Here is a 17,820-nt window from a genome sequence, read left to right on the forward strand (position 1 = left end):
GTCAAGATGCCAGCCTCGTCACGTTGCTAGCCTCCGGACATGAGCCGCGAGTTCCTGGAGATCGAGTCCCTCGACAGCTTCGACGAGCACCTGCGGCACACCAGGACGCTGCACGGCTGGTTCCTGCAGTCGGTGGACCTGAGCGAGCGCGGCGCCGCGCTGTCCCGGGTCGACCCGGCCGGGGCGGTCTTCCTGGGTTGCCAGCTCGAGCCGGCGGTGGCCGAGGACCTGACCCGCCGCGGCGCGCTGATCTTCCCGCGGTTGAGCGGGGTGCCGTTCGACCCCTATCGCGCGGGTCTCTACAGCGCCGAGGAGCTCTATGACACCCCGCGCTACGAGGACAGCCTGGACGCCCGGGTGTACGCCTGGACCCGCGCGGCCGGGCCCGTCCCGCCGCTGCCGGACACGCTGGCCACCGCGCTGCACGATCACGCGATCACCGATGCCCTGGACGAGGTGCACCTGGATTCCGCCCGGGTGGTCGGTGTGATGGGCGGGCACGCGCTGCGCCGCGACGACCCGGCGTACGCCGAAGCCGCTCGGCTGGGGCGTACGCTCGCCGAGCGCGACCGGGTGGTGCTCACCGGTGGCGGCCCGGGCGCGATGGAGGCGGCCAACCTGGGCGCCTGGTTCGCCGGGCGTGCCGAGGAACTGGAACAGGGCCTGACCGAGCTGGCTGAGGTGCCGTCCTTCCAGCCCGATACCGGAGCCTGGGCACGGGTCGCCCTGGAACTGCGGCACCGCCACCCGGCCGCAGGGACCACGCTGTCGATCGGCATCCCGACCTGGTTCTATGGCCACGAACCGCCGAACGTGTTCTGCACCCACATCGCCAAATATTTCGCGAACGCGCTGCGCGAGGACAGCCTGCTGCACCGCTGCCGGGGTGGGCTGATCGTGCTGCCGGGGGCGGCCGGCACGGTGCAGGAGATCTTCCAGGCGGCCACCGGCAACTACTACGCGGCCGACGACGACCAGGTCGCCCCGATGGTGCTCGTCGGCCGGGAGCACTGGACCGAGCGGCTGCCCGCCTGGCCGCTGCTGCGGGCGCTCGGCGAGGGCCGCGAGCTGGGTCGCCGGCTGCATCTCGCGGACACCTTGGTCGACGCCGTGGCCGCGCTCGGCGACCAGCCGTAGGGGGACCTGCTTGGCCAGCGTGGTTGCGCACGCCGCGCCAAGGCAGCCCGTCCGGTCGACCGGCTCCCGGCCCAGGTCGCCGAGACAGACTCACGTCCTGAATGCACGGGCACGCGCGACACGCTGCGCGTGGAGCCAGGAACTCGACGTGCCCATGTGGCTTGACCACTGGTGGCCGACTCCCGGCACCCGGGCCACCGGGCGCCGCAACACCGCCGAGCGGCTAGTCGTCCGCGACGGCTCGTTGCGGCCGTTGGAGTCCCCGGCCGCGGGCCGTGAGTGGACGTTCCCGGAACCGTGGAGCACTCGTCGCGTCACCGCCACACCCTTGTCCGAGGTGGTCACCATCAGCCGGCACGTGCAGGTCGGGCGGCTCGACACGTGGCTGTGCGATAACGCCCTCGCCGAACTGGGCGACGCGCGAACACCTGCGCCGACGGAGGTCGATGCGGCGGGACGGTCGGCACAACGCTTCGTCGTCGAAGTGCTCGCACGCTCCGAGTCCTGCGTGAGCGCGCCCCTGATGGTCACGGTCGCACGAAGTCTGTTCGCCCGTTCCGCCGGACTCCACGGGTGTCGCGCGCCGGGAGAGGTCGTCGAGGCAGTCACGATCTTGACGTCGATGGCGGATTGGGGCCTGACGTGCTCGACCGTGGAGCAACCCAGCAACGAACTCACCGAAGAAGCCCGGAAGCTCGCTGACCTCCGGGGACCCTGACCTCAGGCTCAACATCGACATCGCCTGACCGAGCTGCAACGTTGCTGAACCTCATCGTGGTCACGGCTCGTGCGGACGCGTCCCTGTGCAGGCTCTGCGAATCAGCCCAGCGCCAGCCGCGCCCGCACGTCACCGAGCCCGCGGGCCAACAGGATCTCCCCGCGCCGGTCGAGCTGCCCCCACCGGTTCGCCGCAGTGTCCCAGCGGCGCCACAGCCGCAGATCGCAGTCGACGGTGACCTCCGCCGGTTCCCCCGGCGCCACCTCGGCGGCGGCCCAGCCGACCAGGCGTACCGGCTCGTCGTCGCGTTCGGGCTGGAAGTAGGCCTGCACCACCTCGCGGGAACTCCGCTCGCCGGTGTTGTCGATCCGCACGCGCACCCGGGGCGCCTGCTCCCCCGGTTCGAGGCGCGCGTCGGCGTACTCCCAGCTGGCATAGCCGAGCCCCTCGCCGAACCAGTACGCCGGTTCCGGCGCCAGTCCGTAGGGGGCAAATCCCCGGTGGCCGACGAACCGGCCGTCGCTGTAGTCCAGGCCGCGGCGGTCGTCGGGTTCGACCTGCCAGGCCGGAGCGGCACCGTCGGCGCTGGGCCAGGTGGTGACCAACCGGCCGGCTGGCTCCAGTTCCCCGAGCAGTGCCGCGGCGACCGCATGCCCGCCCTCCTGCCCGGGCAGTCCGATCACCACGATGGCGTCCACCTCCTCGGCCCACGGGGTCAGCACGGGGGTGGCGGAGTTGACGATGACGACGGTCCGCCGGGCCGCGGCGGCGACGGTGTGCACCAGTTGGTCCTGCTCCCCGGGCAACCGCAGCGTCTCCTTGTCGATCGCCTCGGTCTCGTCCTGTTCGGTGAGCCCGACGACCACCACCGCGACGTCGGCCGCGGCCGCCGCCTCGGCCGCCTCGGCGAGCACCTGCTCGACGGGCCGCGGGGCGGGACGGGCGATCAGGGTCTTGGTGCCGAGCCCGGAGGCGATCACCTCATCCAGCTGGTCGTGCCCGCTGGTCTGATCGGCTACTCCCTCGGCCGGCCGGATCTCCAACCAAGCTTCGATTTCGGTGCCGGCGGCCAGCTCCCGCCGCTGCTGCCAGTGGGGCGGTTTGAAGTGCGCCTCACCCGGGTCGTGCCCGGACACCTTCAACAGCACGTCCTCCTCGTGCTCGCCCACCCGCACCTGCCACCTGCCGGTTCCGCGGACGCCGACCTCGGCCGGTCCGGACTGTTGCACGGTGGCGCGGATCCGGGCGTACGCCACCGGCCGCGGGGTGCTGTCGTCCTGGCCGACGGAAAACTCGCCGAGGTCGTAGTGGTGGGACTCCATCAGCGCCCGGTCGGCGTCATAGAGCTCCACCAGCATGCCCGGTTTTCCTTCGTGGGTGACGAATTCTCCGGTCGCCGGGACCGGGCGGCGGCGGATCTCGACCCCGTCGCAGACGCTCACCGACACCCCGGCGGCCCGCAGGCCCTCGGCGATGGAGACCTGGTGCGGCGGGTTCACCTTGGCCGATCCGCCGCCCATGCACACGGTTTCGGTACCGTGCCGTCCGATCAGGGCGAGGCGTACGCCGCAGTGCAACGGAAGCAGGGAATCGCGGTTGCGGAGCACGGTCATGCCGGCGGCGGCGAGCTCGATCAGCTCGCGGCGTCGCTGCGCCGAGTCCGGGGCCGGCACGGTCTGCGACCACTCGCGGTGCTCACCGAGGGCACCGGTGCGTTCCGCCAGCCGGAGCAGGCGAAGCACCTTGTCATCGATACAGGTCTCGGCGACCTCGCCCGCCTCGACAGCCGCGACCAGCCGCTCCCCCCAGGGGCCGTCGGGGCCGGGCATCACCAGATCCATCCCGGCATTGGCCGGCGCGACGGTGGACTTGGTGGCCAACCAGTCGGACATGATCAGCCCGTCGAAGCCCCACTCGTCCTTGACGATTTCCTGCTGAACAACGGAATGCTCGGTGGCGAACACCCCGTTCACCCGGTTGTACGCCGACATCATCGACCACGGCCGGGCCTCGGTCCAGGCGATCTCGAACGGCAGCAGATAGACCTCCCGGAGCACGTCGTCGGCGACCCGGGAGTCCATGAAGTTGCGGTCGGTCTCCGACTCGTTGGCAACCAGGTGTTTCAGGCAGGCTGCGACCCCGTGCGCCTGCATCCCACGCACGTACGCCGCGGCCAGCTTTCCGGTGAGCAGCGGGTCCTCGCTGTACGCCTCGAACAGCCGGCCCCCGAGCGGGGTGCGGTGCAGGTTGATGGTCGGTCCGAGCACGGTGTGGATCTGCTGGCGCTCGGCCTCCTGACCGAGGATGTCACCGACCCGCTCCAGCACCGTCACGTCCCAGCTGGCGGCCAGCAGGGTGGCGTTGGGCATCAGCACCACCCGATTCCCGCCGGTGAACCGCAGCCCGCGCACCCCGGTGGGGCCGTCGGAGAACGCCAGCTTCCTCAACCCGACCGCGGGTTCGGCGTACAGGGTGAAGAAGTCCTCGCCGGTGAGAAGCCGCACCTTCTGGCGCAGGTCGAGTCGGGAAAGCAACTGGTCCAGATCGGCGGAGGTGGCGGTCATCAGACACTCCTTCGTGGCGGACCTCCATTGTCGACGCTCGCCCGACCGATCGGTCAAGCGCCCGCCATCCGGTCAGGACTCGACCAACCCCTCCACCCCACCAAGGGAGGTGACCACCGCGCGGGTCCGGCGCTCCGCCTGCTGCAGCCGGGCCCGGTCCCCGCGGCCCTCGCGCAGGTCGGCGTTCACCAGGGAGAGCCGGGCAGGATGACCGGGTGCATAGCGGCTGACCAGGGTGGGCAGGTATTCGGCCCGGACGACCTTGAACCGGCCGGGTTCTGTTTCCTCGAACGAAAAGCGCGCAGTCACCCCTTCGTAGCCAGCGGGGCGTTCCGCGCTGTGTTGGGCGACCAGGTTGCCCAGGCCATAGACGACCCACTTGCCGTTCACCCGGGTCCACGGCTGCACCACGTGCACGTGGTGGCCATAGACCAGATCCACGTCCGGGGAGGCCGTCAGCCGTTCGGCCAATCGGCGTTGCTGGTCGTTGGGCTGGTGCTGGTATTCCTCTCCCGCGTGCATGGCGACCAGCACGATCTCGGCCCCGTCGGCGCGGGCGGTGCGTGCCCGCGCCAACAACTGGTCGATGTCCAGGCCGGGCACCGACCACGGCTTGCCCGCCGGTCGCGGCACGTCGTTGGTGCCGTAGGTGCCGGTGACGACCGCGATCCGCACCCCGGCCGCGGTGGTGAACACCGGCGGGTGGTCCGCCTCCTGCTGGGTGCGGGCGGTGCCGCTGTGCTTCAGCCCGGCGGCGTCCATGGCGTCGAGGGTGCGGACCAGCCCGGGCCACCCCGCATCGAGTGAGTGGTTGGACGCGGTGGTGCAGAGCCCGTAACCGACCGCGCGCACCGCGGTCAGTGTCTGCGGCGGGGCGGCGAAGCTCGGATAGTAGGTGTAGGGACCGCCCCGTGGCGCCAGTGGCACTTCGTTGTGGCAGACCGCCAGATCCGCCGCCTGGACGACCGGGCGTACGCCGGCCAGCAGCGGCTCGAAGTCGAGGTCATCGGCGCCCCGACGCCCGGCCCTGGCCGCGTCCTCGCGGGCTCCGAAGACCAGCGTGTTGTGCCACAGGAGGTCGCCGTTCAGCACCACGCTGGCCCGCCGCGGCCCCGGAGCGGGCGTGGGGCCCGGGGTCTGGCCGGGGCCCGGGGCCGCCGAGGCTGTTCGCACCGGAGTCCCCGGAGCGGCGCCCGGGCCCGGGTCGCCGCCCGGCCTGGCCGGGCTGCTGCACGCCGCCAGCAGCAGCACCGCAGCGAGCGCGCACGAACGATGAACAGACCCCCCAGCCATGCCCGCACCTTAGGCACGGCCGGGGTCGCCTGCCGGTGATCCTCAGACCGTGACGGTGTCCCGCTGGCCCCCGGGGGCGTTGTTCAGCCGCTCCTCGGCGTTGCCGAAGGTGCTGGCGTCATAGACCTGCTGGTCGAGCAGGCCGTTGCGCTTGGCGACGATGGTCGGGACCAGCGCCTGCCCGGCGACGTTGGTGGCGGTGCGCATCATGTCCAGGATCGGGTCGATGGCCAGCAGCAGGCCAACCCCCTCCAGCGGCAGCCCCAGCGTGGTCAGGGTCAGCGTGAGCATCACCACGGCACCGGTCAGCCCGGCCGTGGCGGCCGACCCGATCACCGAGACCAGCGCGATCAGCAGATAGTGCTGCAGACCCAGCGGTACGCCGAACAGCTGGGCGATGGTGATCGCGGCCAGCGCCGGATAGATCGCGGCGCAGCCGTCCATCTTGGTGGTCGAGCCGATCGGCACGGCGAAGGAGGCGTACTCCTCGGCGACGCCCAGGTTGCGGGTGGTAACCCGCTGGGTGAGCGGCAGCGTACCGACCGAGGAGCGCGAGACGAACGCGAACTGGATCGCCGGCCAGGCGCCGGCGAAGAACTTCACCGGGTTCAGCCCGTGCGCCCACGCGAGCAGCGGATAGACCACGAACAGCACGATGGCGCAGCCGAGATAGACATCCAGGGTGAAGATCCCCAACGGTGCGACCAGGTTCCAACCATAGCTGGCGACGGCCTTGCCGATCAGTGCGGCCGTGCCGATCGGGGCGAGGCGGATCACCCACCAGGTGAGCTTGGAGAAGATCTCCAGCACACCCTCGGAGAAGCGCAGCACCGGGTCGGCCTTCGGGCCGACGGCCAGCGCGGCGGCGCCGACGAAGATGCCGATCACGACCAACTGCAGCACGTTGAACGACAGGCCCTTCGAGGAGCTCTCCAGGCCGAGCACGTTGGCCGGGACAATCGACTGCAGGAAGTCGAGCCAGCTGCCGGAGCTGCTCGGCGCCTTGCCGGTGGCGAGGTCGAGCTGTGCGTTGCGGCCCGGGTTGGTGAGCAGGCCCAGCACGATGCCGATGGTGACCGCGATCGCGGAGGTGATGGCGAACCAGATCAGCGTCTGCACCGCCAGCCGGGCAGCGTTGGCGACCTGGCGCAGGTTGGCGATGGAGACGATGATCGCGGTCAGCACCAGCGGGACGACCACCACCTTGAGCAGCTGCACGAAGATGGTGCCGACGGTGGTCAGCGTGGTGGTGAGCCAGGCGAGGCTCCAGGTGCGGGCGACGAAGCCGAGCACGATGCCGAGGGCCAGACCGATCAGGGTCTGCGCCCAGAACGGTACGCCGCGGCGCCCGGATTTGACCGAGCCGGGCTCGGTCGCGGTGCCGCGCTCGTTCGAGGTGGAAGATGACATGGGAAATGCTCCGAAGGTGTGAGGGGTCGATGAGGGGTCAGGACAGCGGCAGCGCTCGACACACGGCACTGGCGGTCAACGCCAGATCGACGTAGCGGCGCCACCACAGGCCACCGCGGACATACCCGGTCACACCGAGGCCAACCTCGGCCGGTTCGGAATCATTCCCGGCGAGGCTCAGATCACCCCGAGGCTCAGATCACCCCGAGGCTCAGATCACCCCGAGGCTCAGATCACACCGAGGGCGAGCACGGCGTCGGCGACCTTGGTGAAGCCGGCGATGTTGGCCCCGGCGACGTAGTTGCCCGGAGTGCCGTATTCCTCGGCGGTCTCGGCGCAGTCGTCGTGGATACCGGTCATGATCTCCTGCAGCCGCTGCTCGGTGTGCGCGAAGTCCCAGGCGTCGCGGGAGGCGTTCTGCTGCATCTCCAGCGCCGAGGTGGCCACCCCGCCGGCGTTGGCGGCCTTGCCCGGCCCGAACAGCACGCCGCCATTGAGCAGCACCTCCACCGCCTCCGGCGTACACGGCATGTTCGCGCCCTCGGCCACGGCGCGGACCCCGTTCTTGAGCAGGGTGCGGGCGTGGTCGGCGTCCAGCTCGTTGTGGGTGGCACACGGCAGCGCCACGTCGCAGGGCACCTCCCAGACCGAACCGCGGCTGCTGAACTTCGCCGAGCCGCGCCGGTCGGCGTACGCCGTCAGCCGCGCCCGCTCGACCTCCTTGACCTGCTTGAGCAGGTCGAGGTCGAGGCCGTCCTCATCGACCAGATAGCCCGAGGAGTCGGAGCAGGCGACGACGGTGCCGCCCAGCTGGGCGGCCTTCTCGGCGGCGTAGATCGCCACGTTGCCCGAGCCGGAGACCACCACCCGGCGCCCATCGAGGTCCTCGCCGTTGGCCTTCAGCATCTCCTCGGTGAACATCACCGTGCCATAGCCGGTCGCCTCGGTGCGGACCAGCGACCCACCCCAGGTGAGCCCCTTCCCGGTGAGCACGCCGGCCTCGTAGCGGTTGGTGATCCGCTTGTACTGCCCGAACAGATAGCCGATCTCGCGGCCGCCGACGCCGATGTCGCCGGCGGGCACGTCGGTGTACTCACCGATGTGGCGATAGAGCTCGGTCATGAACGACTGGCAGAAGCGCATGATCTCGCCGTCGGAGCGGCCCTTGGGGTCGAAGTCGGAGCCGCCCTTGCCACCGCCGATCGGCATCCCGGTCAGCGAGTTCTTGAAGATCTGCTCGAAGCCGAGGAACTTGACGATGCCGAGATAGACCGAGGGGTGGAAACGCAGACCACCCTTGTAGGGGCCGAGCACCGAGGAGAACTCGACCCGGAAGCCGCGGTTGATCTGCACCCGGTTGCCGTCGTCGGTCCACGGCACGCGGAAGATGATCTGCCGCTCCGGCTCGCAGATCCGCTCCAGCACGGCGGCGTCGGCATAGTGCGGGTTGCGCTTGAGCACCGGACCGAGGCTCTCGAAGACCTCCTTGACCGCCTGGTGGAACTCCCGCTCCCCGGGGTTCCGGGCGACGACCGCGTCGAAGGTCTGCTGCAGCGTGCTGTCCATGGTTCTCCTGTTCGTACGCCCCGTCCGGGTGGTGCGGCGGTCAGTCGTGTTCTGTCGGGTCGCTGGCGGCCAGTTGGCCGCAGGCCCCGTCGATCTCTTGGCCCCGAGTGTCTCGCACCGTCACCGGGATGCCGCCCGTCTCCAACCGGCGGACGAATTCGCGCTCGTCGGAGCGCCGGGAGGCGGTCCACTTCGACCCGGGGGTCGGGTTGAGCGGGATCAGGTTCACGTGCACCCAGCCCCGGCCGCGGGCGCGCAGCACCTTGGCGAGCAGGTCGGCGCGGTGGGCCTGGTCGTTGATGTCGCGGATCAGGGCATACTCGATGGAAACCCGCCGGCCCGTGGTTCGGGCGTACGCCGCGGCCGCGTCGAGCACCTCGTCGACCTTCCAGCGGGTGTTCACCGGGACCAGTTCGTCACGCAGTTCGTCGTCCGGCGCGTGCAGGCTGAGCGCCAGGGTGACCGGGAGCCCCTCGGTGGCGAGCTGGTTGATCCGCGGCACGAGGCCGACCGTGGAGACCGTGATGCCGCGGGCGGAGATGCCGAGCCCGTGCGGCTCGGGGGTGGTCAGCGACCGCACCGCGCCGATCACCGCGCGATAGTTCGCCAGCGGCTCCCCCATCCCCATGAACACCACGTTGTTCACCCGGCCCGGTCCGCCGGCGACCCGGTTGTGGCGCAGCAGCCGGGCACCGTCGGCGATCTGGGACACGATCTCGGCCGTGGACAGGTTGCGCTGCAGCCCGCCCTGACCGGTCGCGCAGAACGGGCACGCCATCCCGCAGCCGGCCTGGGAGGAGACGCAGATGGTGGTCCGCATCCCCCGCCCCGATGATGCGTCCCTCGCAGCGTCGGCCGCGTCGTCGGCGTGATCGTCCGCGCTGCGTACGCCCCGGGCATAGCGCATCAGCACCGACTCGACCAGCGCCCCGTCGTGCAGCCGCCACAGCGTCTTCACCGTGGTTCCGTCGTCGCAGGTGAGCTGGCGTACCGAATGCAGCAGCGTCGGGAAGTACGCCTCGGCGACCGCCTCGCGCTGGGCCGCGGGCAGATCGGTCCAGGTGCGCGGATCCTCCTCGAGCCGCTCGAACCAGTGCCGGGAGAGCTGGTCGGCCCGGAAAGCGGGCAGTCCGGCCTCGCTCAGCGCCGGGCGGCGCTCTTCGACGGCCAGGTCGGCCCAGTGCCGCGGCGGCCTGCCGCGGCGCGGCGCGTCGAACACCAGCTTCAGCGGTTCACCGACACTCATGGCGCCCCCGGGAGCATCAGGAACATCGTCAGCCAGGCGGCCGGGGCGGCGACCACCAGCGAGTCGATGCGGTCCATCACCCCGCCGTGGCCGGGCAGGAAGGAGGACATGTCCTTGATCCCGATGTCGCGTTTGATCAGCGACTCGATCAGGTCACCGCAGGCGCCCACCACGACCAGCACGACGCCCAGGATGATGCCGACCCAGAACGGCGCCTCGAGCACCCAGACGGTCATCCCGACCGCGGCAACGATGCCGAACAGCAGCGAGCCCCCGAACCCCTCCCAGGTCTTCTTGGGGCTGATTCGGGGCGCCATCTTGTGCTTGCCGGCCAGGATCCCGAGCACATAGCCGCCGATGTCACCGAAGCAGACCACCGCGATGAAAGTGATCACCCGGGCCCGGCCCATGTCGTCGGCCAGCATCAACCCGACGAACGAGCCCTGCAGCGGGATGTAGCCGATGATCAACATGCTGGCGGCGACATCGCGAACATAGCCCTGTTCGCCGCCGAACATCCGCCAGACCATGGTCAACAGGGCGGTGATCCCGATCATCGCCAGCATCAGCGTGTTCGACGGGATGTCGAAGTCCGAGCGCCCGGCGAAGTAGGAACCGGTGACGATGCTGAAGGTGCCGAGCACGATCGGCACGATCGCGGCGTGCATCTCGAGCCGCTTCAGCGCCTTGTGCACCTCGACCGCGCCCAGCACGAGGAAGGCGGCGATCATCAGCACGAAGCCGAGCGGCCACCAGAGCAGGCAGGCAACCAGGGCGCCACCGAGGACCACGCCCACGCCGATCGCCGCCGGCAGGTTGCGACCTGCCCGACCGTGGTTGCGCGCCGGGGCGGCTGCTGGGGTCTGCCCAGCCGGGCTGCCCGGCTCCCGCGCCTGGGGTTGGGAGGCGGCCATCACACCTCGAGCAGCTCGGCTTCCTTGTTCTTCAGGACCTCGTCGATCTGGTCGGTGCGAGTCTTGGTCTCGGTCTCGAGCTGCTTCTCGGCCCGGGTCACTTCGTCCTCACCGACCTCCTTGTCCTTGACCAGCTTGTCCATCGCGTCCTTGGCGTGGCGCCGGGCGTTGCGGACCGACACCTTGGCGTCCTCGGCCTTGCCCTTGGCCAGCTTGATGTACTCCTTGCGGCGCTGCTCGGTCAGCTGCGGCAGGGCCACCCGGATGTTCTGCCCGTCGCTGGCCGGGTTGACGCCGAGGTCGGAGTCCCGGATCGCCTTCTCGATGGCGTTCTGGGTGGACTTGTCGAAGGGGCTCACCAGCACCATCCGCGCGTCGACGACCTGGATGGTGGCGAGCTGCTGGATCGGCATCGGCTGGCCGTAGGCCTCGGCCACGATCTTGTTGAACATGGCGGGGTGGGCGCGGCCGGTGCGGATCGCTGCGAACTCTTCCTTCGCGTGCTCGACGGCCGCATCCATCTTCTGCTCGGCCTCACGCATGATGTCAGCGATCACGATGACCGCTCCTTCCTCTTGGTTGGTCGAAGCCCCTCGGGTGGGGACTTTGTTCCGTCTGGGGGGCGGCCTCAGGCGTGCACCCTGGTACCAATCTTCTCACCCTGCACCGCACGCGCGATGTTCCCCTCGGTGTCGAGGTTGAAGAAGATCATCGGCAGCGCATAGTCGCGGGCCATCGAGATGGCGGTCGCGTCGGCCACCTTGAGGTCGCGGGTGAGGAATTCGTCATAGCTGAGCTCGTCGAACATCTTCGCGTCCGGGTTGCTGCGCGGGTCGGAGTCATAGACCCCATCGGTCCCCTGCTTGCCCATCAGCAACACCTCGGCGCCGATCTCCAGGGCCCGCTGGGCGGCGACGGTGTCGGTGGAGAAGTAGGGCATGCCGGAGCCGGCACCGAAGATCACCAGGCGGCCCTTCTCCAGGTGCCGTTCGGCCTTGCGCGGGATGTAGGGCTCGGCGACCTGGCCCATCGTGATCGCGGTCTGCACCCGGGTCTCGATCCCCGCCTTCTCGGAGAAGTCCTGCAGGGCCAGGCAGTTCATCACGGTGCCGAGCATGCCCATGTAGTCGGCGCGGTCGCGCTCCATGCCGCGCTGCTGCAGCTCGGCGCCTCGGAAGAAGTTGCCGCCGCCGACGACCACCGCCACCTGCACCCCGCTGCGCACCACGTCCGCCACCTGCTTGGCGATCGAGGACACCACGTCGGGATCCACCCCGACGCTGCCACCCCCGAACGCTTCCCCGGACAGCTTCAGCAGGACGCGCTTGTACGCCATGGTTCTCCCTCGGTCGGTGGTGACTCCGCCCGAGACTATCCCGTACCCCGGCGGCGACCCCAAACAGCGGGGCCGGGCCCGATTTGCCCGCGAGTATATTAAGTGCTTAACTTAACCCCATGGACCTGGCCACCGAACTGCACGATCTGGTGCTCACGATGGACCGCCAGGCGGCCGAGGTGTTGCGGCCGCTGGGGGTCAACCTGCGCCAGCACGTCGCGCTGACGATCATCGGGGAACACCCCGGACTGACCGGACGCCAGCTCGCCGGTGGCCTGCGGGTGACCGGGGCGGCGGCCAGCGGGATCGTGCGCGGCCTGGTCACCGATGGCTTGGCCGAGGCCGACGCCGCGCCCGGGTCCGGAAATCGGCAGTCGCTGCGGCTGACCCCCGCCGGGACGGAACTGCTGGGGCGTACCACTGGCGCGTTGGGGTCCTCCTTCGACGAGGTGGTACGCCGCAGCGGGCACGACCCCGACCGGCTGGCCGCCGCCCTGCACGACATCCACCAGCAACTGGTCAACGACCCCAAGGAGTCCTGATGCCCATCGTTTCCTTCGCCCTCGCCACCGCCCTGCTCGCCGGACGACTCGGCATACTCGGCTGGCTGCACAAGGTGTCCGACCGCCATCCGGTCCGTGAGGCCGTCAGCGACTACGGGGTGGGGCGGACCGCCGGGACCTTCCGGCTGCTGGGGGCGCTGACCGCCGCCGCGTGGCTGGCGCTGGCCGTGGGCACCTGGTTCGGCTATCCCGACTGGAGCTTCCGGCTGCCGGCCACGTTGATGCTGGCCGGGATCGCGGTGCTGACCGTGCTCACCGCCCTGGTCCCGACCGATCTGGAGGGCGAGAAGCTGACCCTGCGCGGCGGGCTGCACTACCTGTTCGCGATCGCCTCGTTCGGGCTCAGCTACAGCCTGACCGGTGACATCTCGCGGATGATGTTCACCGGGCACCCGATGCTGGTCGCGCTCCACTGGGTGGCGCTGGTCTCGCTGATCCTGCTGTGCGTCTGCCTGGTCCCCCGACTGCGGCGCTGGTTCGGCCTGTTCGAGCGGGTGTTCCTGATCTCGATCACCCTGTTCTTCGCCGTGTACGCCATCGCCAGCCTGCTCGGCTGACTCCCCACCGGGCCGGGCTGGGGTGCCGTCAGCGGTTGACGAGTGCCTCGCAGTCGGCGACCAGCGGGGTCCGCTGCGGGCCCAGCATCTCGACCTGGGTGAACAGGATGCCGATCCGGCGGGTCCGCGGGTTGACCCGAGCGGTGGTACCGGTGCCGCCGTTCCAGCCGTAGGACCCGTCGTCGCGGACCGACCCGCCATACCCCCAGCCCTGCTCACCGGCCAGGAACACGCCCGCCGCGGCGACCTGCTCCGGGGCCCACCTGGTTGCTGAGGAGTTGACCGACCAGCGGCTCGGGGAGCAGCGGTTCTCCTCCGGCCAGCAGCATCCGACCAAAGCGCCGCCAGTCGTCGACGGTGCAGTTCGGGCAGCCACCGCTCGACCGGATCGTCGAGCGCGAGCACCCCGTCGGCCACCAACAGCAGCGCCGCCACGGCGGTGATCGGCTTGGTCAGCGACGCCACCGCGAACAGCGTGTCCGGCGCGATCGGCGTACCCGTTTCCAGGTCTTGTACGCCGACCGCGACCACCTCGGTGTCACCCTCGTGCTGGTACGCCGCCACGCCCCCGGCAGCCCGGCATCGACGTTCCGATCCTGCCCATTCTTTGCTCACGCTTATCGCCCCACTTTCCCGCGACCCCAAGTGGGTGCGCGGGACAATTGGCCAATAAGCGTGAGCGGCATTGGGGCCCAAACTGAAGCGGCGCCGTGGGAGGACCCACGACGCCGCTGTGCTGCGGTTGGGCTCAGCTCACGCGCCGGCCTCGAAGCGGACGAACCGCTTCACGGTGACCCCGGCGGCCTGCAGCTGCTGGCCGACCGACTTCTTGTCGTCGGTGATCGAGGCCTGATCGACCAGGCAGACGTCCTTGAAGAAGGCGTTCACCCGGCCCTCGACGATCTTGGGCAGGGCCTGCTCGGGCTTGCCCTCCTCGCGCGACTTGGCCTCGGCGATGCGGCGCTCGTTCTCGACGACGTCGGCGGGCACCTCCTCGCGGGAGACCCACTGCGGACGCATCGAGGCGATCTGCAGGGCGACCCCGTGCAGCAGCTCGGGGTTGTCGCCCTCGGCCTCGACGAGTACGCCGACCTGCGGCGGCAGGTCGGAGGCCCGACGGTGCAGGTAGGTGGTGGTGGTGCCGTCGAAGTAGGCGGCCTCCTTGAGCTCGAGCTTCTCGCCGATCTTCACCGCGAGCTCGTGGATCGAGTCGGCGATGGTCTTGCCCGAGGGCAGCTCGATCGCGTTGGCGGCCTCGACCCCGTTGGCCTTGGCGGTCTCGACGGCCTTGGCGACCTCGCCGGCCAGGGCGACGAACTCGTCGTTCTTGGCCACGAAGTCGGTCTCGGCGGCGAGCTGGATCAGCGCGTTGCCGGAGCCGGCGACCAGTCCATTGGAGGCCTCGCGGTCGGCTCGCTTGGCGGCCTTGGCCGCGCCCGAGACGCGCAGCACCTCAACGGCCTTGTCGAAGTCGCCGTCGGCCTCGGTCAGCGCCTTCTTCGCATCCATCATGCCCGCGCCGGTGGCGTCGCGGAGCTTCTTCACGTCAGCAGCGGTAATCGCCATGAATGTCCTTTGCTTGTCGTTGCTGGTAGGTCAGTTGGACTCGGACTTCTCGGCCTCGGCGGGCTTCTCTTCAGCAGCCGACTTGTCGGCCTCGGCGGTCTGCGACTCGCCGGCGGCCTCGGCCAGGGCCTTGCCCTGGACGTCGATGCCCTCCTCGGTGGCGGCGGCGCCCTCGGACTGCTGACCGGCGAGCAGCTCGCGCTCCCACTCCGCCATCGGCTCGGCCCCGGACTCGCCACCGGCGTTGCCGCCGGAGCGCGACATCAGTCCGTCGGCGACGGCGTCGGCGACGACGCGGGTGAGCAGGGCGACGGAACGGATCGCGTCGTCGTTGCCCGGGATGGCGAAGTCGACCTCGTCGGGGTCGCAGTTGGTGTCCAGGATGCCGACGATCGGGATCCGCAGCTTGCGGGCCTCGTCAACCGCGAGGTGCTCCTTCTTGGTGTCGACGATCCACACCGCCTGCGGGGTCTTGCCCATGTCGCGGATGCCGCCGAGGTCCTTCTCCAGCTTGTCCTTCTCCCGCTTCAGCATGAGCAGTTCCTTCTTGGTCAGACCGGAACCGGCGACCTTGTCGAAGTCCATGCCCTCCAGCTCCTTGAGCCGGCTGATCCGCTTGGAGATGGTCTGGAAGTTGGTGAGCATGCCGCCCAGCCACCGCTGGTTCACATAGGGCATGCCGACCCGGGTGGCCTGCTCGGAGATGGCCTCCTGGGCCTGCTTCTTGGTGCCCACGAACAGCACCTGACCGCCCTTGGCGACGGTGTCCTTGATGAACGCGTACGCCTTGTCGATGTAGGTCAGCGACTGCTGCAGGTCGATGATGTAGATGCCGTTGCGCTCGGTGAAGATGAAACGCTTCATCTTGGGGTTCCAGCGACGGGTCTGGTGCCCGAAGTGGACGCCGCTCTCGAGCAGCTGGCGCGCAGTGACGACGGCCATGGCCGTTCCTCCTTGTGGCGTGCCCGCTGGGGCGTACGCCGTGTCGGTTGGTTCGGTGCCGGCTCTCGGCACCGCCTGACGCAGTCGCGGATCGGGCACCACCTGTGGTGGACCAACGCCCGAGCGCACCCCAGGGGGCCTGACTGCATGCGAAGTCAACCCGGATGGCCGGGTTGCGGCCCCAAGTCTATGCCCGCGCGCGACGTGGTAACAACTCGAGTTGTCCACAGCTCCGACGGGCCTCGAAGCACTGTCCACAGCCGACGGGTCGGCGGCGAACGATCGGCGCCCGGATCGGCATCGTGACCTCGTGCGGATGCTGCGGCGGACCCTGGGGACGGCCCTGGCCACGCTGGTGCTGCTTTCCGGTTGGGTACGCCCGGCCGCGGCGGTGCCGGCGCCCCCGGTCGTGCCCATCGGACGCAGCCCGCTGGCCGACTCCCCCGCGCCGACCCGGGTGTTCCAGCCACCCGCCAAGCGCTGGCAGTCCGGGCACCGCGGGGTGGACCTGCCCGGCCGCGCCGGCGAGTCGGTGCTGGCGGCCGCATCGGGGCGGGTCACCTTCGCCGGTCAGTTGGCCGGACGTGGGGTGGTGGTGATCGAGCACGGCTCGGTGCGGACCACCTATGAGCCGGTCCAGGGCAGCGTTCGGGTCGGGGACCGGGTGACCGCCGGGCAGCGGATCGGCGTGCTGCTGGCGGGACACGCCGGCTGTGCGGCGGCGGCCTGTCTGCACTGGGGGCTGCGCGCGGGCGAGGACTACCTGGATCCGATGCTGATGGTCGGCCCCGGCAACCCGCGGGTACGCCTGCTGCCCTCCGGGGCGGTCAGCACCGCCGAGCGGCGCGCCGCCGAACGGGCCCGCGCCGCCGCTGCTGCGGCCGCAGCGAGCCAGGTCGGCGGCGGGCCGGCCCCGCCCCCGGGAGCCAGCGGACTGGTCCGCCCGGCCGACGGCCCGATCACCTCGCCCTATGGGATGCGGCGGCACCCGGTGCTCGGGGTGTGGAAGCTGCACGACGGGACCGACTTCGGCACCGGCTGCGGAGCGCCGCTGCGGGCGACCGCTGACGGGGTGGTCAGCGACTCCTACTACAACGCCGGTTACGGCAACCGGCTGCTGATCGATCACGGCGAGGTGCGCGGGCGACGGATCCGCAGCGCCTACAACCATGCCATCCGCTACCTGGTCTCCCCCGGCCAGTCGGTGCGCGCCGGGCAGGTGATCGGGCTGAGCGGCTCAACCGGTTACTCCACCGGTTGCCACCTGCACTTCATGCTCTGGGTCGATGACCAGTTGGTGGACCCGGCGCGCTGGCTGTGAGCTTGGCGGGGCACGCGGCCGATGACCCGGAGCAGCGGGACCATGGACGGCGTGCGTGACTTCTTCAGGCGGCGACGCCCGTCCGCGGCGGAGCCCGCCCCGCCGGACACCGCACCGCCGGACACCGCGCCGGGGCCGGATCGCTGGACGTCCCTGCCCCGCCCACCGGTACCGGCCGCACTGCAGCAGGAACTGGACGCGGTCACCGCCGAGCATGGGATCGGGCGCTGGGTCTGGACCGAGCGCGACTTCCCGGTGCTGGGCTGGCACGACAGCACGCTGTGGGGCTACCGCGTCGAACACTCGGAGCCGGGGTTCACCTTCGGGCCGGTGGATCGGGTGGCCCTGGACCTGGACTACATCACCCGCTGGGTCGATCCGGTGCCACCGAGCCCCTACTTCTCCTTCTGGGTCGCCCCGGTCACCCTGGTCTTCCACGGCGTCACCGCTCTGGAGCTGGACACCGCGATCGACACGGGGACCCCGCGCGCGATCACCCTGGCCGACATCCACCCGGTCCGCGGCGGCTGGCACGTGGAGAGCCATGCGGACTTCGACCTGATGATCGCCGCGGCCGGCTTCACCCAGACCTTCCGGCAGGTTCCCCGGCACCTGTCGGGGCAGACCCTTTCGCTGGCCGAACGCGGCGGGTACAGCTTCGCCGAGGAACCGGTCCGCGACTGACGG

At 70.3% G+C, this 17,820-nt stretch carries 17 protein-coding genes and 1 pseudogene; 6 read left to right on the forward strand and 12 right to left on the reverse strand.

What is annotated here, in order from left to right:
- Positions 1 to 39: 39 nt before the first annotated feature.
- Both CGZ93_RS06390 and CGZ93_RS06395 read left to right on the forward strand, forming a co-directional pair.
- Positions 40 to 1,137 carry an LOG family protein gene (locus CGZ93_RS06390; RefSeq protein ID WP_094363320.1) on the forward strand — a complete coding sequence of 366 codons (1,098 nt, stop codon included), beginning with the start codon at positions 40 to 42 and terminating at the stop codon, positions 1,135 to 1,137.
- A 337-nt stretch (positions 1,138 to 1,474) separates the two neighbouring features.
- Entirely contained in the window at positions 1,475 to 1,855 is a 381-nt protein-coding gene (locus tag CGZ93_RS06395; RefSeq protein WP_141211106.1) for a hypothetical protein, read from the forward strand.
- 101 nt (positions 1,856 to 1,956) lie between these two features.
- Here CGZ93_RS06395 and CGZ93_RS06400 read toward each other — a convergent pair whose 3' ends face one another.
- From CGZ93_RS06400 to pyrH, 8 genes are all read right to left on the reverse strand, one after another.
- Positions 1,957 to 4,419 carry a glycoside hydrolase family 3 protein gene (locus tag CGZ93_RS06400; protein WP_094363322.1) on the reverse strand — a complete coding sequence of 821 codons (2,463 nt, stop codon included), beginning with the start codon at positions 4,417 to 4,419 and terminating at the stop codon, positions 1,957 to 1,959.
- Positions 4,420 to 4,491: 72 nt separating this feature from the next.
- Positions 4,492 to 5,592 (reverse strand): CapA family protein, encoded by a 1,101-nt coding sequence (locus tag CGZ93_RS06405; protein WP_141211107.1) that lies wholly within the window; start codon positions 5,590 to 5,592, stop codon positions 4,492 to 4,494.
- Between the two features lie 162 nt (positions 5,593 to 5,754).
- Positions 5,755 to 7,122, reverse strand: coding sequence for a dicarboxylate/amino acid:cation symporter (locus CGZ93_RS06410; protein WP_094363324.1), 1,368 nt, complete (start codon positions 7,120 to 7,122; stop codon positions 5,755 to 5,757).
- Between the two features lie 228 nt (positions 7,123 to 7,350).
- On the reverse strand, positions 7,351 to 8,688 hold the full coding sequence (gene gdhA, locus CGZ93_RS06415) for an NADP-specific glutamate dehydrogenase (RefSeq protein WP_094363325.1): 1,338 nt from the start codon (positions 8,686 to 8,688) through the stop codon (positions 7,351 to 7,353).
- 40 nt (positions 8,689 to 8,728) lie between these two features.
- Positions 8,729 to 9,934, reverse strand: a complete 1,206-nt coding sequence (gene rlmN, locus CGZ93_RS06420; RefSeq protein WP_094363326.1) for a 23S rRNA (adenine(2503)-C(2))-methyltransferase RlmN — start codon at positions 9,932 to 9,934, stop codon at positions 8,729 to 8,731.
- Complete coding sequence (locus CGZ93_RS06425) at positions 9,931 to 10,848, reverse strand: phosphatidate cytidylyltransferase (protein WP_094363327.1); 918 nt, start codon at positions 10,846 to 10,848, stop codon at positions 9,931 to 9,933. Before CGZ93_RS06425 ends, rlmN begins: the two co-directional genes overlap by 4 nt.
- A complete protein-coding gene (gene frr / locus CGZ93_RS06430) occupies positions 10,848 to 11,402 on the reverse strand; it encodes a ribosome recycling factor (protein WP_229117259.1) in 555 nt (184 codons plus the stop codon). Before frr ends, CGZ93_RS06425 begins: the two co-directional genes overlap by 1 nt.
- 74 nt (positions 11,403 to 11,476) lie before the next feature.
- Positions 11,477 to 12,184: a UMP kinase gene (gene pyrH, locus CGZ93_RS06435; RefSeq protein ID WP_094363329.1), complete on the reverse strand. Its 708-nt coding sequence runs from the start codon at positions 12,182 to 12,184 to the stop codon at positions 11,477 to 11,479.
- Positions 12,185 to 12,303: 119 nt separating this feature from the next.
- Between pyrH and CGZ93_RS06440 the strand changes: the two genes are divergently transcribed.
- Together CGZ93_RS06440 and CGZ93_RS06445 are read left to right on the forward strand one after the other, a co-directional pair.
- Positions 12,304 to 12,726 carry a MarR family winged helix-turn-helix transcriptional regulator gene (locus tag CGZ93_RS06440; RefSeq protein ID WP_094363330.1) on the forward strand — a complete coding sequence of 141 codons (423 nt, stop codon included), beginning with the start codon at positions 12,304 to 12,306 and terminating at the stop codon, positions 12,724 to 12,726.
- Positions 12,726 to 13,304, forward strand: coding sequence for a DUF998 domain-containing protein (locus tag CGZ93_RS06445; RefSeq protein ID WP_094363331.1), 579 nt, complete (start codon positions 12,726 to 12,728; stop codon positions 13,302 to 13,304). The genes CGZ93_RS06440 and CGZ93_RS06445 overlap by 1 nt, the downstream gene beginning before the upstream one ends.
- Before the next feature lie 28 nt (positions 13,305 to 13,332).
- Here the strand turns inward: CGZ93_RS06445 and CGZ93_RS18320 are convergent, their stop codons facing one another.
- The 4 genes and pseudogenes from CGZ93_RS18320 to rpsB form a co-directional block, all read right to left on the reverse strand.
- Positions 13,333 to 13,680, reverse strand: coding sequence for a hypothetical protein (locus CGZ93_RS18320; protein WP_141211108.1), 348 nt, complete (start codon positions 13,678 to 13,680; stop codon positions 13,333 to 13,335).
- 38 nt (positions 13,681 to 13,718) lie between these two features.
- A pseudogene (locus tag CGZ93_RS20040) lies at positions 13,719 to 13,919 on the reverse strand (serine hydrolase); the annotation flags it as partial.
- 138 nt (positions 13,920 to 14,057) lie between these two features.
- A complete protein-coding gene (gene tsf / locus CGZ93_RS06460) occupies positions 14,058 to 14,870 on the reverse strand; it encodes a translation elongation factor Ts (RefSeq protein WP_094363333.1) in 813 nt (270 codons plus the stop codon).
- Positions 14,871 to 14,900: 30 nt separating this feature from the next.
- The gene (rpsB, locus tag CGZ93_RS06465; protein WP_094363334.1) at positions 14,901 to 15,812 is read right to left on the reverse strand and encodes a 30S ribosomal protein S2; all 912 of its coding nucleotides are present in this window, start codon (positions 15,810 to 15,812) and stop codon (positions 14,901 to 14,903) included.
- Positions 15,813 to 16,128: 316 nt separating this feature from the next.
- Between rpsB and CGZ93_RS19345 the strand changes: the two genes are divergently transcribed.
- Together CGZ93_RS19345 and CGZ93_RS06475 are read left to right on the forward strand one after the other, a co-directional pair.
- Complete coding sequence (locus tag CGZ93_RS19345) at positions 16,129 to 17,133, forward strand: M23 family metallopeptidase (RefSeq protein ID WP_229117249.1); 1,005 nt, start codon at positions 16,129 to 16,131, stop codon at positions 17,131 to 17,133.
- Positions 17,134 to 17,184: 51 nt separating this feature from the next.
- Positions 17,185 to 17,817: a hypothetical protein gene (locus CGZ93_RS06475; RefSeq protein WP_176451656.1), complete on the forward strand. Its 633-nt coding sequence runs from the start codon at positions 17,185 to 17,187 to the stop codon at positions 17,815 to 17,817.
- Positions 17,818 to 17,820 lie beyond the last annotated feature (3 nt).

This window comes from Enemella dayhoffiae, from assembly GCF_002250625.1.
GTDB lineage: Bacteria > Actinomycetota > Actinomycetes > Propionibacteriales > Propionibacteriaceae > Enemella > Enemella dayhoffiae.

What these genes read in the sequence shown, in the direction of transcription:
- CGZ93_RS06390 (WP_094363320.1), top strand. Translation starts at nt 40, where the DNA reads ATGAGCCGCGAGTTCCTGGAGATCGAGTCCCTCGACAGCTTCGACGAG.
- CGZ93_RS06400 (WP_094363322.1), bottom strand. Translation starts at nt 4,419, where the DNA reads ATGACCGCCACCTCCGCCGATCTGGACCAGTTGCTTTCCCGACTCGAC.
- CGZ93_RS06410 (WP_094363324.1), bottom strand. Translation starts at nt 7,122, where the DNA reads ATGTCATCTTCCACCTCGAACGAGCGCGGCACCGCGACCGAGCCCGGC.
- gdhA (WP_094363325.1), bottom strand. Translation starts at nt 8,688, where the DNA reads ATGGACAGCACGCTGCAGCAGACCTTCGACGCGGTCGTCGCCCGGAAC.
- rlmN (WP_094363326.1), bottom strand. Translation starts at nt 9,934, where the DNA reads ATGAGTGTCGGTGAACCGCTGAAGCTGGTGTTCGACGCGCCGCGCCGC.
- CGZ93_RS06425 (WP_094363327.1), bottom strand. Translation starts at nt 10,848, where the DNA reads ATGGCCGCCTCCCAACCCCAGGCGCGGGAGCCGGGCAGCCCGGCTGGG.
- pyrH (WP_094363329.1), bottom strand. Translation starts at nt 12,184, where the DNA reads ATGGCGTACAAGCGCGTCCTGCTGAAGCTGTCCGGGGAAGCGTTCGGG.
- CGZ93_RS06440 (WP_094363330.1), top strand. Translation starts at nt 12,304, where the DNA reads ATGGACCTGGCCACCGAACTGCACGATCTGGTGCTCACGATGGACCGC.
- CGZ93_RS06445 (WP_094363331.1), top strand. Translation starts at nt 12,726, where the DNA reads ATGCCCATCGTTTCCTTCGCCCTCGCCACCGCCCTGCTCGCCGGACGA.
- tsf (WP_094363333.1), bottom strand. Translation starts at nt 14,870, where the DNA reads ATGGCGATTACCGCTGCTGACGTGAAGAAGCTCCGCGACGCCACCGGC.
- rpsB (WP_094363334.1), bottom strand. Translation starts at nt 15,812, where the DNA reads ATGGCCGTCGTCACTGCGCGCCAGCTGCTCGAGAGCGGCGTCCACTTC.
- CGZ93_RS19345 (WP_229117249.1), top strand. Translation starts at nt 16,129, where the DNA reads ATGCTGCGGCGGACCCTGGGGACGGCCCTGGCCACGCTGGTGCTGCTT.